This window comes from Gryllotalpicola koreensis, from assembly GCF_039538185.1.
Classification (GTDB): domain Bacteria; phylum Actinomycetota; class Actinomycetes; order Actinomycetales; family Microbacteriaceae; genus Gryllotalpicola; species Gryllotalpicola koreensis.
This window is the reverse complement of the sequence record NZ_BAABBW010000001.1, coordinates 17,510-33,199: the sequence shown is the minus strand read 5'-3', so window position 1 is coordinate 33,199 and position 15,690 is coordinate 17,510. Positions and strand designations below refer to the sequence as shown.

Below are 15,690 nucleotides of genomic sequence, written 5' to 3'. Positions count from 1 at the left end.
CGAGAAATGCTCGAATATGAGCCGTGTCTGAAACAGAGCTCGCCGTTGCCGGCCGTGTCGACGATTCCGCCGTGGGTGAGAGCGCCCCCGTGCTGCTGATCAAGGCGAAGGGCGGTTTCGGCAATCGCATCCTTGCCGCGACCACGGGCATCATCCTGGCCGAGCTCACCGGCCGTACTGCTGTCATCGACTGGCGGGAAGGGGGCTACGCCGCCCCCGGCGTGAACGCCTACCCGCTGCTGTTCGAGGATCCTGTCGGGGTCCCGATCTCTGCGTTCGACGACCGCGTCGACGTCACGCCGGCGCTCTGGTCGGGGCGCGTCGGCGAATCCGTGTGGGATCTGATGGAGGAGCGGGATCCGAAAGACCACACGAGCCCCTTCGCCTATCGGCGCTACTCGCTCGACCTCGCCCGCCCTGCGGCGCCGAACAAGCTCGCCGTGTTCTGGTCCTATCTGCCGAAGACCGCGCGCATCACCGCCCAGGTGCGGCGCACCCCGCGCTTCCGCGGCATGACCCTCGACGACGTCACGCGTCGCGCCCTCGACCGCTACTTCCGCCCCAACCCGCGGGTGCGGGCCGAGGTCGACCGCGTCTTCACCGGCCGCGAGCACCCGATCATCGGCGTCCACATCCGCTACACCGACCGCAAGGTCTCGCTCGGACGCATCTTCCGGGAGGTGACGAGGCTGCGGAAGCGGATGCCTGAGGCGGCCATCTTCCTGGCGACCGACAACGCGCGGGTGCAGGCCGAGTTCTGCGCACGCTTCGACGATGTGTTCGTCATCGACAAGGCGCTCGGCGACGACGAGAACTCGCTTCACGAGAAGGTCGTGCTCGACGACCAGCTCCGCGAGGCCGAGAACGCGCTCATCGACATGTGGTCGCTCGCGCGATGCGACTGGCTCGTGCACTCCCGCCACTCCACGTTCTCGGTCGCGGCGGCGCAGATCGGAGGCATCCCGACCTCCCGCCAGCGCGACGTGGACCGCTGGAACGCGCGCGTCGTGCTCAAGCGCTGGTTCCAACGCTGGGCGTGACGCTCGACCGCCCCTCCGTCGAGCGCGTCGCTGACCCGCGGAGCGCCTATGCGGTCGTGGTCGTCGCGGCAGGCATCCGGATGCCGCTCGCCGCCTCCCATGCGCCCGCGGCGATGTTGTAATCCACCAGGAACTCCAGCGCGCTCCGCGAGGCGGAGTCGGCGAGTGCGAGCAGGGTCTCGCGCGTGCGCCCGTCGGCCAGCTCGGCGGCGTCGCGCGCGTGGCCGGCGATGTCGAAGTCGGGCTCGCGCAGCCGCTCGCGGAAGAAGGTGTGGGCGTCGACGGCCCGGCCCAGGCAGCCCAGGGCGTCGCGGTCGGCGTCGCCCAGTGCGGGGCGCGCCTGCGCCGCCGTGGCGCTCGACGGAAGGTCGGCGAGGGCGGCGAGGGTGAGTGCGGTGGCGATCGCGCCTGCCAGCAGGAATCCTCGCGTGTACAACATGTATTTATGTTATGCGGAAGCCGGCCGTGCTTTCTGAGAGGACGCCCAGTGCGCCGTTCCATAAGCTGACTGCGTGCCCCTCCAGATCCGCAGAGCCGCCGTCTCGGATGTCGAGCGTGTCGCCGAGCTCGCCGCGCGCACCTTCCCGCTCGCATGCCCGCCCGATGCGCCGGAATCCGATATTTCCGCCTTCATCGCCGCGCAGCTGACCGCAGAGCGGTTCGCTGAGTACGTGACGGATGCCGACCGCATCGTGCTCATCGCCGACGACGGCACCGGTCTCTCCGGCTATGCGATGCTCGTCTTCGGCGAGCCCTACGACCCCGAGGTCGCCGTGCAGCTCGCGCGACGGCCCACCGCCGAGCTCAGCAAGATCTACGTCGCGCCCGAGCATCACGGCGCGGGCGTCGCGGCCGCGCTCATGGCGGCGGCGATCGACGCGGCGGCAGAGCGCGGGGCGGCATCCGTCTGGCTCGGCACCCATCAGGAGAACCTGCGCGCCCAGCGCTTCTACGAGAAGAGCGGCTTCGCGCGCGTCGGCGTGAAGCGCTTCCATCTCGGCGACCGCTGGGAGGACGACTACGTCTTCGAGCGCCGTGTTGAGCCGGCGCTCGCGCCGACGGCAGGGACGCAGCTGTGACGGCCGAGCCGTCGCGCGTCTATGACGCGGTGCTCGCGCGCCGCTCGTACTCCAAGGTCACCCCCGAGACGCCGGACACTGCCGAGATCGAGCGCCTGCTCGAGGCCGCGGCGACCGCGGCCGACCATGCCGGCCTCGCGCCGTGGCGTGTCATCGAGCTGCGCGGCGCAGCGCGCGAGCGGCTGGGGGACGCCTTCGCCCGGGTGGCGATGGAGGGCGGGGCGGATGCCGACGCCGCAGAATCCCAGCGCCGCAAGCCGCTGCGCGCCGAACTGCTGCTCGCCGTCGTCGTGAGCTATCGCGAGAGCCCGAAGGTCGAGCGGTGGGAGCAGGAGGCCGCCGCCGCGGGTGTCGCGCACCTGCTCACACTGCTGCTCGACGACGCCGGCTGGGGTGCGATGTGGCGCAGCGGGCAGGCCACCCGCAGCGCGCCGGTCGCGGCGGTGCACGGCCTCGGCGTCGACGAGGCGCTGCTGGGCTGGATCTACGTCGGCGGCCGGCCCGATGGCATCCGCCGCGAGCGGCACGCCACCGTTGACCTGGCCGAGCACCATTCCGTCCTGGAATGAGCGCACGGAGTGAGCGGATGCCCCACGATGCGCACATTGCAGGGAGGATGGAGTCATGGCCACAGTTGAACTGACCAAGGACACCTTCGAGAGCACCGTGCTGGGCGACGGCATCGTGCTGGTCGACGTCTGGGCCGATTGGTGCGGCCCGTGCAAGATGTTCGCTCCGATCTTCGACCAGAGCTCTGAGGAGAACGGCGACATCGTCTTCGGCAAGCTCGACAGCGATGCAGAGCCGGAGCTCTCCGGTGCTCTGGGAATCCAGGCGATCCCGACGCTGATGGTCTTCCGCGATGGCATCGGCCTCTTCCAGCAGGCGGGCGCGCTGCCGAAGCCGGCGCTCGACGACCTGATCGCGCAGGCGCGCGCACTCGACATGGACGAGGTGCGCGCGCAGCTTGCCGCTCAGGAGCAGGTCGAGCAGGCCGCGTCGTCAGAGCCCTCCGGGCAGACCGAGAGGTGAGACCGACCGGTGTCGCGTTCTTCGACGTCGACGAGACCCTGCTGTCGGTCCGCACCCTCGAGTCATTCCTGCTCTACTACCTAAAGCTGGTCCCCACGATGATCTCGCCCGAGCGGCTGCGTGAGCTCGCCGGCCAGGTCGTGACGCTCGAGCGCAGCGAGTTCAACCGCCTCTACTACGGCGTCTGGGCGGGGCAGCCGGTCGAGCAGGTGCGCGAGGCGGGGCGGGCCTGGTTCGCGGAGAACCGCGAGCGCCCCGGGTTCTACCGCCCGAATGTGCTCGAGCGACTGCGGGCGCATCAGCAAGACGGCGCGCACGTCGTTCTCGTCTCCGGCTCCTTCGCGCCGCCGCTCGAGCCCCTCGCTGCCGAGCTCGGTGTCGATGCGCTGTACTGCACCGAGCTCGAGGTCGGGGCGGACGGCCGCTACACCGGCGTGATCAGCGCCGCGATGATCGGCGACGACAAGCGCACGGCCGTCGGCGAGTACCTCGCGGGGCCCGGCGAGGGAGCGCGCAGCTGGGGCTACGGCGATCACGCCAGTGACCTTCCGCTGCTCGAACGGGTCGAGTCGGCCGTCGTCGTCGGATCGGACCCGGCGATGCTCGAGCTGGCCGGCGAACGCGGCTGGCCGGTCCTGCCGGTCGACGAGCCGCTCGCGCCGCGCGCCTGAACGGCTCCGCGCGGCGCTAGCGTTGAGGGCATCGCACACCTTCTCCCTACCCGAAGGAGACCGCATGCCCTCCATCTCGCGCGCCCTGCACGACTTCCTGGCCGGCGCAGATCTGACCGTCGAGGACGCGCTCACGCGTCACGTCACCGACGACTACCGTCAGAGCACCGACGGACAGTGGATCGACCGCGCCCAGTTCGCCGCGCAGCTCACCCAGCTGCGTGGCTTCGTGCAGTCGGTCGACATCGAGGTGAAGAGCGAGCTCACCCAGGGCTCGTCCTATGCGGAGCGGCATGTCATCACCGTGACGGGCCGCGACGGCTCGACCGGTCGCCAGGAGGTCTATCTCTTCGGCGAGCTCGCGTCGGACGGCCGCTTCGCCTGGCTGGAGGAACTCACCCGCTCGCTGCCTGCGGCCTGAGTCTCGGCGCTGCGCGCTGCGCGCAGACGCTCGTCGACGAACGCGCGCAGCTCGCGCGGGCGGAACGGCTTCCGCATGTAGACGTCGGCGCCGGCCGCGAGGCTCTCGGACTCGTCGGCGTCGGCGACGTGTGCGCTCAGCACGATGATGGCGGCGTCGCTGATCTCGCGGATGCGCCGCGTGGTCTCGAAGCCGTCGATGCCCGGCATCCGAATGTCCACCGTGATGATCGCGGGGGCGTGCGCGCGCACCGCCTCGATGCCGTCGGCGCCGTTCGCCGCCTCGATGACGTTCAGCCCTGCGCGCTGCAGGACGGCGTGGATGAGTGACCGGATGCCGTCGTCGTCTTCAATGACCACGGCGCTCCGGAGCGCATGCCGATCCATCGGCCCCCCTTCGTCACCCCACCCTGTGTGCGTCTCACGCTAGACGTACGTCTGCGAGATGCAAAAACTGGGGTATACCCCAAACCGTGGGGGCGACACGGGCCCGAGCGATTCAGTACTCGGCGGATGCCGCGCCGAGGCGCTTCACCAGCTCTGCACCGTCGGCGACGCCGAGGCCGGGCAGAAAGAGCGCCCAGTAGCGCTCGATGCGCTCGTAGATGTCCTGGGCACGGCTCTGGCTGTGCGCGACGAGCTGCACGCCCGTGAACGCCTCGACGAGCACCTCGGCCGCGTCTCCGAGATCGACGTTCGCCGGGATCTGACCCAGCTCGCGTCCTTCTTCGAGCAGTTTGTGCGTGAGGCCGGTCCACCAGACGTATGGCGGCGGCAGCTTGACATCCCGCAGGCCGGCATCGTGCTGCAGGCGGATGCCGGCGCGCACGAGCACGTCGTCGCGGAAACGCGTCGCGACCACGAAGGAGAGCAGGATCATCGCCTCGAGCCCGACGTAGCCGTCGGCGCGGACGGCGGCGTGGACCCCCTCCCACTGCGTGAAGTGGTATTCGGCGACCTCGTGCGCGAGCGACGCCTTCGACGAGAAGTGGTAGCTCATCGCACCCTTGGTGCGCCCGAGACGCGCGGCGATACTCGAGAGGGACGCACCGGCATAGCCGGCCTCGTCGAATTCCGCGGCGGCGGCTCTGATAATTTCATCCCGGCGCGCACTGGCCCGCTGCTGAGTCATCGTCTCCACAGCATATGGGACCGCTTGCCCTCTGCCCGGTTGCGCCATTGCTACGCTTCGATTTCATGGGAGCGGCTACGGGCGAATATGCCGTCGTCATTGAGGACGACGACGGCATCCGCGAGCTCATCGCGACGGTCCTCGAGCAGATCGGCCTGCAGGTGGTCGCGGCATCGAGCGGCGTCGAGGGCGTCGCCAAGGTGAGCGAGCACCGGCCGATCCTGGTGACCATCGACGTCAACATGCCCGGGATCGACGGCTTCGAGACGGCGAAGCGGATCCGCGCGATCAGTGCGGCGTACATCATCATGCTCACGGCCCGCGATGAGGAGATCGACGCGCTGCAGGGGCTCGGCGCGGGCGCCGACGACTACGTGCTCAAGCCGTTCCGGCCGCGTGAGCTGCGGGCGCGCGCCGAGGCGATGCTGCGGCGGCCCCGGGTGCTCGATGCGCACCCGGGGGCAGGGGCGGATGCCGCAGCCGGCGGTGCGCACGCTGTGACCGGCCCGGTCGAGACGTCGCAGGCGCCGGCTGCCGGCGCTCGGCGGCAGCTGCGGCACAACGGAGTCGTGCTGGACCCCGACGCGCACATCGTCAAGCGCGACGGCCGTGAGCTGGACCTCACGTACAGCGAGTTCGAGCTGCTGCACGCGCTGCTGCAGTCGGGGCGCACGGTGCGCAGCAAGGACGAGCTTGCGCGGCTGCTGCGCGGCGACGACTACGTGGTGAATCCGTACGTCGGTGATGCCGATCGCCGGGGCGTCGAGGTGCACATCGGGAACCTCCGGAAGAAGCTCGCCGACAGTGCCTCATCGCCGTATCTGATCGAGACCGTGCGAGGGGTCGGCTACCGCCTGGCAGCCCCGCGGGACTGACAGTTCTGCCCTCCAGGTGCGAATGCCCCCAGTTTTCGGGGTAGCTGGAGTGCTCTTGGGCGCATTCTCGGTGTGGAGACACCCGCGTTCGCCCGGTAGCCTAGATGGACGCACAGCATCGACCTGCGACGTGACTCGCGAGGGGTCCTGTGCGCCGAGAGTCCGCATTCGGGTTGAGGGCTACTCGGTATTTAGGGGGAGGGGCGCCTTCAATCGGGTTGAAGGCGCCCCAAACAGTTTGTGGGCTTGGCAGTTTGAGGGCTTGGGTGCCGCCACGAGGGCGTCTGCGATACAGTCTGCCGTCGGCGCCAGCGGTGTCGGCGCTGGGATTCCTCAAGAGTTGCTCAGGTCGTCCGAAAGAGGAGGCGCGGGATGTCGAAGGAGACGATCTCGGTGGTGGTCCTCGCGGCGGACAGCGTCTGTGCGGCGGCGGCGCGCGATGCGTTGACCGCGGTCGGGATCGACGACGTCGCGGTCGAGATCGGCGCGGCGCCGCATGAGCGGCGTGCGGCCCTGTTCGTCGTCGAGAGCACGGACGATCTGCCGATGGATGCGGTCGCGTCGTCACCTGAGCACGACTACATCCTGCTCGAGGACGTCCCGGACGAGCTCGCTGTGCGGGTCGAACTGCTGCGGAAGCGCGCGGCATGGCGCGCCGCCAGGCGGGATGCCGCGGAGAAGCTGCGCGCGGAGACGATGCGGCTCACGTGGGCGGTGCACTCCGCCCCGTCCCTCGACGAGCTCGCCGAGACCGCGACGAGGGGAGTCGTCGAGCTCTTCGGCGCTCACGACGCCGTGCTCGTGATCCCCGGCGGGGCGGGCCTCGAAGACGGCGCGTTCCCGCCTGTGAGCTGGCGCGCCCGCGAGGCGTGCGCCCCAGCGTTCGCCCGACTCGTCGAGCCGCTGCTGGCGAGCGACGCCGGCCGGGGCGACCAGCGCTGGCCGGACGCTGCGCTCGCCGACCAGGAGCGCATCGAGGTGCTACGGCGCGAGCGGGCGCCAGAGCTGTTCGACTCCGTGTTCGGTGGCAGCGAGGGCGGCGGCTCCATCAGCGTCGTGCCCGTGGACTGCGACGACGACATCTCAGGGGTGCTGCTCGTCGCCGATCCGGAGTCGCGGCCGCGGCGCACCGCGTATGAGCGCGCCCTGCTCGCCTACTTCGGCGTGCAGATCGGCCGCGCCTCCTCCGAGCTCTGGCTGCGGGACCGCGAGCGCGATGTGCGCGACCGCCTGCGCGAGACGTCGGCGGAGCTGCAGCGGCTGCTCGACGAGATGGACGAGCTCGGCGTCGTCATCCGATCGATCGCTGACGCCGTCAACGTCGGTGTCCTCTTCTACGACACCGACAACCGCCCGAAGCTGCACAATCACATGGTCGACGAGATGCTCGCCCTCACCGGCTTCGACCCGAGGACGGGGCTCAGCACGCACGTCTACGCCTCTGACCGGCGCACGCGCGTGAAGCAGGACAAGAACATCATCTCCGAGACGCTCGAGGGTGATCAGCGCGGTCTCATCTACTGGATCGGCGACCCGGAGGGGGAGCAGCGCGCGATCGTGACGGAGGCGCACAGCATCACGCGGCCGGGTGGGGAGAACCTCGGCTCTGCCGTGGTCACCTACGACGTCACCGATCTCGCCAATGCCATCGAGATCCGCGAGGAATACCTCGCGACCGTCTCGCACGAGCTGCGCACGCCGCTCACCTCGATCGTCGGCTACGTCGACCTCATCGACGACGGCTACGACGTCGACGGGCTGGGCTTCGGCAAGGAGTTCCGCACGATCCAGCGCAGCGCGGAGCAGATGCTGGCCCTCATCCGCGACCTGCTCAGCACGAGCTCCCACGAGCTCGCCCTGCGCATCGAGCCGACGGACGTCTCGGCGCTGCTCGCCCAGTCGGTGTCCGCCTTCCGCCCCGTCCTCGCGCAGTCGCGTCTGGGGCTGCGGCTCGCGGCACCCGAGGGCACCGTGCTCGCGCACGTCGATGCCGGCCGGCTCAAGCAGGTCGTCGACAATCTGATCTCGAATGCCATCAAGTACACGCCGGAGGGCGGGGGCATCACCGTGACGCTCGACCGCGACGAGGCGTCCGTCGTCATCGCCGTCTCCGACAACGGCCGAGGGATCAGCAAGACCGATCAGGTGAGGCTCTTCGACCGCTTCTTCCGCACGCGCGAGGCACGCGAGGCGGCGATCCAGGGGGTGGGGATCGGGCTGACGATCGTCAAGGCGATCGTCGACGCGCACGGCGGAACCATCTCGGTGTCGAGCGAGCCGGGTCGGGGCTCCACCTTCACGGTACGGCTGCCTTTGCGACCGGATGCCACGCCGCTGCCGACTCTGCCGATGCAACCCTGATTGGGGTGGCCCTTAAAGGGTCCAAAGGCGTGACCTGCGCGTCGGCTCAAGATTACTGTTGAAGGACCTCGCCAGGCCGAACCCGCTCCGGCCTCACTGGTCGCGCAGCTCGTTCCCGTCATGCTGTCCTCGGCCTTCGCCGCGAGTCGGATTCCCATCGAAGGTGGTGCGTGACGTGGTTCTCATCGATCGCAGTGCCGCGCACCGCTCGACGCGGTCCGAGTCGCTCGTCTGGGCCATCGAGGCCGTCTCGCCGACGGATTGGCGGGCGGACGTCGAGATCCCGCGCAGCCACTGGCTGTGCCACCCGACTCCCGACCGGGTCCCGGTCACGCTGCTGGCCGAGGCATTCCGCCAGGCCGGCCTGGCGATCTGCGTCGCCGGCCTCGGCATGGGCCAGTCGATGCACTTCATCGTCTCGAGCATGACGGTGCGCGTCGAGCCCGAGAACCTGCGCTTCCCGCGCTTCGGAGCGCTCGAAGGGACGCTCGAAGTGCACTTCGCGGGGATCACGCAGCGCAAGGGCATCCCGCACGTGCTCGAGGTCGAATACAACCTGCCCGGCATCGCGTCCGGACGCGTCGACGCCCGTGTGCTCGTAGATCGCGACTACCGGGCGATCCGGCGCAACGCGGCCGAGCTCGACGCGTGCGTGCGCCCGTTCGGCGGCGACCTCATCGAGACGGTGGCGCGGTCGGGCGACCAGCTGGCGGCGCGGCTCGGGGTCGATGAATCCGACCCCTTCTTCTTCGACCACCCCGTCGACCATCTGCCCGGCATGCTGCTGCTGCACTCGGCCGCCGTCATGCACGAGCGCGAGCACGGTGCGCCCCCGCGCTTCCTGACCGTCTCGTTCCCCGCGTTCGGCGAACTGCGTGCCGACACCGACATCAGCGCGACGGTCACACCGCGCGGCATCGATGCCGCGTTCACGCAGGGCGGCCGGCTGATCGCCTCCGCTCTCACGGATGAGCACACGGGCGCCTGGCCCGAGTCGCTGGAGACAAAAGAACCGGGCCCGGCCGCTTCGAAGATCTCGACTGCGGACGGGCCCGGTGCCGACCCAGGACGTTCCGACCAACATCCCGTGCCGGGGCCGTGATTCCACTCGGGTTGGACACGCGCCTCTTCAGGGTTGAGGGCTGATCGCGTTGCAGGCGCGACCAACACCCATCCTGCCGAGCGACTAAGCGCCGAAAGCGCGGGAGAACCTCAAGATTTGCTCAAGTGATGCGCTGGTCGGCTGCTGACAAGGCCTGACCACGCCGCCGGCAGTGAGAGCGTGCACGCCTCCCGAACAGGGCACACTCAGCGGCCTTTCGGGTGAACGGCTGGGTGAAAGAGCCTGAGCCTCTCCATAGCCGGCTCACACCGCTCCCCAGAATTCACACTGGGTGGCCCGGATCTGCATCGTGGCCGTTCTCGCACTCGTGATCTTCGAACTCCTTGGGGGAGAGCATGCGCCGCAGTCCTCGATCATCTGCGCCGTCACACCGCGCCGCCGTGCGGCACCGAGGCCGGGCATCGGCCGTCGTCATCGCGATCCTCGCCACGGTCATGGCCTTCCTCGCCCCGACGCTTCCGGCTGACGCTGCGGGCAGCGGCGTGCTCGGCGTCGCCGTCGCCGCGGTCGACAGTGCGGGAGCACCGCTGACCAGCGTCTCCTCGAACGGCACGTACGTCGCAGGCGGTGGTGACGTGGCGATCGTGGGCTACCGGGTGACCTACTCGTGCAGTGCCGCCGCGTGCGCCGGTGCGAGCGTCGCCCTGACGCCGCCGCAGACCGACCCGCAGGGGTTCGGCAAGCAGCTGCTCGCCTACGACTCGTGGACCGCGCCGTTCACGGGCGCGACCATCGCGGGCACGGATGCCGCAGGCGAGACGATCTCGCTCGGCGACCTCGCGGCGGGGGCGTCCGGCTCCTTCACCGTCTACTACGCCATCCAGCCCGTCGCGCCGCACGGCACGACGATCGCCCCGGCGGAGTACTTCCCCGACGGCTTCCCGATCGCCACGACCGCCACGATCTCCTCCTCGACGGCCACGGCGAGCGTGAGCGCGAACTCGGCCCCCGTCGCATGGCACATCGCCGTGCCGAACCCCTCGATCGTGGAATCCGTCGCCGACACCGTCGCTCCGGATGTGAACGTCACCTACTCGGTGGGCATGGGCTCCGGCGCCTTCGTCTACGGCGGCTCCGGCCGCATTGTGGGCTCGTCCGCCGCGCAGGCCGCGGGCAGCTACGTGGTCGTCGACCAGCTGCCCGCCGAGGCCGTGTACGTCTCGAGCACCTACGGCGGCGTCTACGACGCGACGGCCCACACCGTGACCTGGACCGTCGGCTCCGCCGACGCACCCGACGTGAACGCCGCGGGCGGCTGGGGCCAGGCCGGCGGCACGTGGACCACTGCATCGCCGTACTACGGCCCCCACACCGTCACCGTGCAGTACCCGGCGTCCAATTTCCCCGAGGCGGATGCTGAGGGATGCAATTTCGAGGCATCCGTCAGCAATACGGTCACCGCGACGCTGACGTATCTCGACCCCGCGCACACCGTGAAGACCGTCTCGACCCCCGCGGGGCAGGGCGACACGCTCGTGCAGTGCTACGAGCCCTTCGGCCGCGCGACGATGAGCAAGAGCGCGAGCGGTGACGTCAACAGCGGCAGCGTCGGCGTCACGATGGACAACGTCCCGCCCGACACGACGGGCGTGATCTGCCCCTCGACGGGGGTGGACTCGTGGGGCCGCGCCTGCACGGCAGGGCAGCAGGTGCCCGCCTACGGCGAGCACGACCTGTACTGGAACGTGTCGACGCGCAACGCCGGCAACCAGCCGGGCGTCGCGACGGTGACCGACGACCAGCTCGACCTGCCCGGCGCGCCCGTTTACGAGATCTACAGCTCATCGACGACGCCCGCGCCGACGGTGAACTGGACCTATCAGTGCGGCACGGATGCGCCCGTCAGCGGCACGACCGTCTCTCGTGACGTCAAGCTCACGACCGCGCAGCGGAGCGCCGGATGCCGGTACACCGCCGCGACCGTCACCAGCGGCACCCTCGCACCGGGCAACCACTCGCCCGATGACACCAACGCCGGAACCGAGTTCTACGTGCGCTTCTACTACGCCGTCACCACCGCGGCGATCCCGTTGATCGGCACGCAGGTCACCAACACGGCGTCCGCCGTCATGAGCTACCCGGGCACCTCCCTGGCCGACGTCGATGCCGGCTCGGATTCCAAGACCATCCAGTTCCGCGCGTGGCCCACGGTCACGACGCTGCCGAGCTTCACGGCGAGCTTCCCCGCGGCGGCCGCCGTCGACGGGGGCGGGAACGCGGTGCCGGGGCGCGACGTCACCTTCTCGGTGACGGGCACCACCGCGAACGTCGATGCCGACGCCGGCATCACGCCCGAGTACGTCTTCATCGCGCCGGCCGGGTGGAGCATCGATGACGGCTCGGCGTCCTTCCCGGCGGGCAGCGTGCCCGCTGGCGCCCAGTTCAGCTACTCGACCGCCACGATCGGCGGTGTCGATCGCGAGCTGGTGACCGTCACCTGGCCGAGCGACGTGAGCTTCGGCGCCAACACGACGTGGCCCACGCTGAGCGTGAAGGCGCAGCCCACTTTTGCGGTCGCCGCGGGCACCACGAGTCAGGCGACGGCCTGGGTCGGCGACGCGCGCGACCAGTTCGACAACACGCAGGCGAGCTATGCCGGCGCCGTGCAGGACACGACGGATGCCGACGGCAACGGCCTGAGCAGCGACTGGTTCTCCAGCGCGAGCCAGGGAGTGCTCGTCTCGAGCGCCGACGGCCTCAGCGTCGTCAAGCAGATCTGCCAGCCCGACCCCACGGCCGCCGACGGCTGTGACTGGATCTCGAACCCCGGCGACACGGTCGCGGTCGCGCCGAACGCCGACGACATCACCTACCGGGTGATCCTGCAGGACACCGGGAACACGACGCTGTCCGGCGTGGTCGCCTACGACGTGCTGCCGTACCTCGGCGACACCGGAACGAGCGCGGGCACCGCGACGACGCCGCGCGGCTCGACCTTCGCGGAGACGCTGAGCGGCACGAGCAAGGTGTCGAGCAAGGTGCAGCTCGCCTATTCGGGCTCGACGAACCCGGCCCGCCCCGAGGTCGCCCCCGGCGCCCCCGGCGCCGTCGACGACTGGGGCACGACGGCAGCGGGCGCCCAGGCGATCCGCGCGACCGTGACCGGCACCCTGCAGCCCGGTGAGACCGTCAGCTTCACCTACGCGGCCACCGTCGCCGGTGTGACCGCGCTCGGCAGCCAGGCGTGCAACTCGGTCGCCGTCGCCAGCGACCAGACGCTCGCGGCCGAACCGCTGCCGGTGTGCGCCACCACGGCGCAGGCCGACCTCGCCATCACCATTCCGGCGCACCTGTCGCTGCAGTACGGACGCCCGGGCGTGCTGCCGTTCACCGTCTCGAACCTGCCGGGCGGCAACGCGCAGGCCTCGGGCAGTGTGACGATCAGCGTGCCGGCCGGCCTCACCGTGACCGACTTCGCCCCGAGCGGCTGGAGCTGCTCGACGAGCGACGATGACACGGCACCGCTCTCCGGCCCGGTCTCGCTGGACTGCCTTCCGGTGAACGCTGACGGAACCACGCGGCAGCTCGCGGCGGGAAGTCCGGACGCGCTCGACCTGCCCGTCGTCCCGGAGACGGAGTCCGGCCCGATCGCGGTGCTCGCGACCGTCACGGGGCCGCTCTTCGACCCCGACGGCGGCAACAACCTCACCACCGGCGAATGGAACATCGCCCCCGCGACGGCGGGCGTCGCCTTGACGAAGAGCGATGGCGTGAGCGCCGCCACGGCAGGGCAGCGGCTCAGCTACACCCTGACGGCGAGCAACCTGCTCGTGGGTGAGGCGGTCTCAGGCGCGGTCGTCACCGACACCCTGCCGGACTCGCTCGTCTTCGTGTCGGCCAGCGGCGACGGCGCACTCAGCGGCGTCGCGGCCGGCCAGGCCGGCGGCACGGTGAGCTGGACGCTGCCCACGCTCGCCGCGGCGGGCCAGGCGACCACGGCCGGCGGCGAGCCGAGCGGCGCGGCCGGAAGCACCGTCGAGCTCACGCTGACCGTCAGGGTCGCGCCGAGCGCCACGGGTGACGTGGTGAACACCGCGCGGCTCGACGCGCCGGACCCGGCCGAGCCGCGCGCCCGCCTCACGGCGACCGCGGACGACACCGATCAGCTGCGCGCCCTGTCGATCACGAAGACCTCTGACGTCTCGGCCTTCGGCGTGACGGTGGGCGACACCATCACCTACACCGTGACCGAGCGGAACAGGGGCGACGCCGACTTCACGACGAGCTCGCCCGCGGCGATCGTGGACGACCTGAGCGGTGTGCTCGGCCAGGCATCCTTCATCCCGGGCTCTGCGACGATCGCGATCGACGGGGGCGCCCCTGCCGCGGTGGCCGACCCGAGCGGCACGGCCCTGCGCTGGAGCGGCGCCCTGGCCGCGGGGTCCACGGCGGTGCTCAGCTATCGCGTCGTCGTCACGAGCGGCGCCGTCCCGGTTGCCAACGCGGCGTACATCGAGGACCCGACGAGCTGCGTGAACGGCGCGGACGCCAACGGGCTGCCGTGTGCGACCACAACGGATGCCTTCGGCCCGGCTCTCACGATCCTGAAGACCGCGACGCTCGCCGATGAGAACGGCAACGGAACGGCGGACACCGGCGAGTCGATCTCGTACCGCTTCGTCGTGACCAACACGGGCGGCGCGACCGCGCACGACGTGACGGTGCACGACCCGAAGGTGACCGGCGTCAGCCCGGCCTCGGCGGTCGTCGAGCCCGGGGAATCCGTCGCCTTCACGTCATCGGCCTACCTTGTGACGCAGGCCGACGTCGATGCCGAGGCGCCGATCAGCAACACCGCCTATGCGACGGGCCTGAGCCCGCTCGATCTGCCGACGACGAGCCCGGACTCGACTGCCACGACGCCCGTCACCGCCGCCGCACCCGCGCTGGCGCTGGTGAAATCCGGCGACCTGGACGACGCGAACGGCAACGGCGTGGTCGACGCGGGCGAGACGATCGCCTACCACTTCGTGGTGACCAACACCGGGAACGTCACCCTGCACGGCGTGACGATCGCGGACGCCAAGGTCACCGGGGTCGACCCTGCCTCGGCCACGCTCGCGCCGGGGCAGCAGCAGCTGTTCACCGCGCAGCCGTTCGTCGCTCAGCAGTCGGACATCGACGCCGGCGGCTTCGTCGTGAACGTCGCGACCGCCACCGGGCTCGACCCGCTGGGCGGCGACGTCACCTCGGATCCGTCCGAGGTGCGCACCCCGGTCGCCGACCCTGCGCCCGCGATGACCATCATCAAGCGGGCCCAGCTCCACGACACCAGCGGCGACGGCCTCGCCGAGGCGGGCGAGACGATCACCTACACCTTCGAAGTGACCAACACCGGCAACATGACGGAGAGCGGAGTCGTCATCGACGACCCGAAGGTGAGCGCCGTCACGCCGGCCAGCGCGACGCTGTACCCCGGTCAGACGCTCGTGTTCACGTCGAGTCCGTATCGGGTGACGCAGGCGGATGCCGACAGCGGGAAGGTCTCCAACACGGCGACGGCACACGGCGCCGATGCCGCGGGGGTCGTCACCACGACGGATCCCTCCACGGCCGTCGTCGAGACCGACCCGCCGGCACCGGTCGTCGCCGCCGCCGGCGGTGACCCGGTGACCACGATTCTCGCCGTGACGGGGACGCGCATCTCCCCCTGGCTGACTGCCGGTGCGGGTGCCCTGATCGCCCTTGGGCTGGGTGCTCTCGCAGCCCGTGCTCTGCGGGCGAAGCGGCGAGGTCTGCCGCGCGGCTGAGTCGGGACGCGCGGGAGAGGGCGATGGGGGCGGAGCGATCCGCCCCCATCGTTGTTAACCGGCTGTTGTATCGGGCATTGTTGCGACAGGGTCAAAGACAGGGTTAAATCGACCAGGATCGGGCCGGGGGTAGACAGGGCGTTCTATAGCGTTGTCACTGGTAGCGATCCCGCCCGACGGATCCCGAACCGGTGCCGAGGCACCGGG

13 protein-coding genes are annotated in these 15,690 nt (G+C 70.3%); 10 read left to right on the top strand and 3 right to left on the bottom strand.

The features are described 5' to 3' along the window. Positions 1 to 23: 23 nt before the first annotated feature. Positions 24 to 1,040: a nodulation protein NodZ gene (locus tag ABD708_RS00140; protein ID WP_344751202.1), complete on the top strand. Its 1,017-nt coding sequence runs from the start codon at positions 24 to 26 to the stop codon at positions 1,038 to 1,040. A 46-nt stretch (positions 1,041 to 1,086) separates the two neighbouring features. Here ABD708_RS00140 and ABD708_RS00135 read toward each other — a convergent pair whose 3' ends face one another. Continuing rightward, positions 1,087 to 1,479 (bottom strand): hypothetical protein, encoded by a 393-nt coding sequence (locus tag ABD708_RS00135; protein ID WP_344751201.1) that lies wholly within the window; start codon positions 1,477 to 1,479, stop codon positions 1,087 to 1,089. Between the two features lie 73 nt (positions 1,480 to 1,552). Here ABD708_RS00135 and ABD708_RS00130 point away from each other — a divergent pair, with 73 nt between their 5' ends. The 5 genes from ABD708_RS00130 to ABD708_RS00110 all read left to right on the top strand — a co-directional run bounded on the left by ABD708_RS00130 (position 1,553) and on the right by ABD708_RS00110 (position 4,243). Continuing rightward, positions 1,553 to 2,119, top strand: a complete 567-nt coding sequence (locus ABD708_RS00130) for a GNAT family N-acetyltransferase (protein WP_344751200.1) — start codon at positions 1,553 to 1,555, stop codon at positions 2,117 to 2,119. After that, entirely contained in the window at positions 2,116 to 2,688 is a 573-nt protein-coding gene (locus tag ABD708_RS00125) for a nitroreductase family protein (RefSeq protein WP_344751199.1), read from the top strand. Before ABD708_RS00130 ends, ABD708_RS00125 begins: the two co-directional genes overlap by 4 nt. A gap of 55 nt (positions 2,689 to 2,743) precedes the next feature. Next, entirely contained in the window at positions 2,744 to 3,151 is a 408-nt protein-coding gene (gene trxA / locus ABD708_RS00120) for a thioredoxin (protein WP_344751197.1), read from the top strand. Beyond that, the gene (locus ABD708_RS00115; protein ID WP_344751196.1) at positions 3,148 to 3,822 is read left to right on the top strand and encodes an HAD family hydrolase; all 675 of its coding nucleotides are present in this window, start codon (positions 3,148 to 3,150) and stop codon (positions 3,820 to 3,822) included. Before trxA ends, ABD708_RS00115 begins: the two co-directional genes overlap by 4 nt. A 64-nt stretch (positions 3,823 to 3,886) precedes the next feature. Further along, a complete protein-coding gene (locus ABD708_RS00110; protein WP_344751194.1) occupies positions 3,887 to 4,243 on the top strand; it encodes a hypothetical protein in 357 nt (118 codons plus the stop codon). Here ABD708_RS00110 and ABD708_RS00105 read toward each other — a convergent pair. Together ABD708_RS00105 and ABD708_RS00100 are read right to left on the bottom strand one after the other, a co-directional pair. Next, entirely contained in the window at positions 4,165 to 4,629 is a 465-nt protein-coding gene (locus ABD708_RS00105; RefSeq protein WP_344751193.1) for a response regulator transcription factor, read from the bottom strand. The genes ABD708_RS00110 and ABD708_RS00105 overlap by 79 nt on opposite strands. 112 nt (positions 4,630 to 4,741) lie before the next feature. Further along, entirely contained in the window at positions 4,742 to 5,374 is a 633-nt protein-coding gene (locus ABD708_RS00100; RefSeq protein ID WP_344751192.1) for a ScbR family autoregulator-binding transcription factor, read from the bottom strand. Between the two features lie 65 nt (positions 5,375 to 5,439). Here ABD708_RS00100 and ABD708_RS00095 point away from each other — a divergent pair, with 65 nt between their 5' ends. The 4 genes from ABD708_RS00095 to ABD708_RS00080 all read left to right on the top strand — a co-directional run bounded on the left by ABD708_RS00095 (position 5,440) and on the right by ABD708_RS00080 (position 15,483). Next, entirely contained in the window at positions 5,440 to 6,249 is an 810-nt protein-coding gene (locus ABD708_RS00095; RefSeq protein WP_344751191.1) for a response regulator transcription factor, read from the top strand. 372 nt (positions 6,250 to 6,621) lie between these two features. Continuing rightward, complete coding sequence (locus ABD708_RS00090; protein ID WP_344751190.1) at positions 6,622 to 8,610, top strand: sensor histidine kinase; 1,989 nt, start codon at positions 6,622 to 6,624, stop codon at positions 8,608 to 8,610. Positions 8,611 to 8,785: 175 nt separating this feature from the next. Continuing rightward, positions 8,786 to 9,712: an AfsA-related hotdog domain-containing protein gene (locus ABD708_RS00085; protein WP_344751189.1), complete on the top strand. Its 927-nt coding sequence runs from the start codon at positions 8,786 to 8,788 to the stop codon at positions 9,710 to 9,712. Positions 9,713 to 10,113: 401 nt separating this feature from the next. Further along, the gene (locus ABD708_RS00080) at positions 10,114 to 15,483 is read left to right on the top strand and encodes a DUF7507 domain-containing protein (protein WP_344751188.1); all 5,370 of its coding nucleotides are present in this window, start codon (positions 10,114 to 10,116) and stop codon (positions 15,481 to 15,483) included. The last annotated feature ends 207 nt before the right edge of the window (positions 15,484 to 15,690 follow it).

Coding starts and splice junctions, on each gene's coding strand:
- ABD708_RS00105 (WP_344751193.1), bottom strand. CDS start 4,629: ATGGATCGGCATGCGCTCCGGAGCGCCGTGGTCATTGAAGACGACGAC.
- ABD708_RS00090 (WP_344751190.1), top strand. CDS start 6,622: ATGTCGAAGGAGACGATCTCGGTGGTGGTCCTCGCGGCGGACAGCGTC.
- ABD708_RS00110 (WP_344751194.1), top strand. CDS start 3,887: ATGCCCTCCATCTCGCGCGCCCTGCACGACTTCCTGGCCGGCGCAGAT.
- ABD708_RS00135 (WP_344751201.1), bottom strand. CDS start 1,479: ATGTTGTACACGCGAGGATTCCTGCTGGCAGGCGCGATCGCCACCGCA.
- ABD708_RS00095 (WP_344751191.1), top strand. CDS start 5,440: ATGGGAGCGGCTACGGGCGAATATGCCGTCGTCATTGAGGACGACGAC.
- ABD708_RS00100 (WP_344751192.1), bottom strand. CDS start 5,374: ATGACTCAGCAGCGGGCCAGTGCGCGCCGGGATGAAATTATCAGAGCC.
- trxA (WP_344751197.1), top strand. CDS start 2,744: ATGGCCACAGTTGAACTGACCAAGGACACCTTCGAGAGCACCGTGCTG.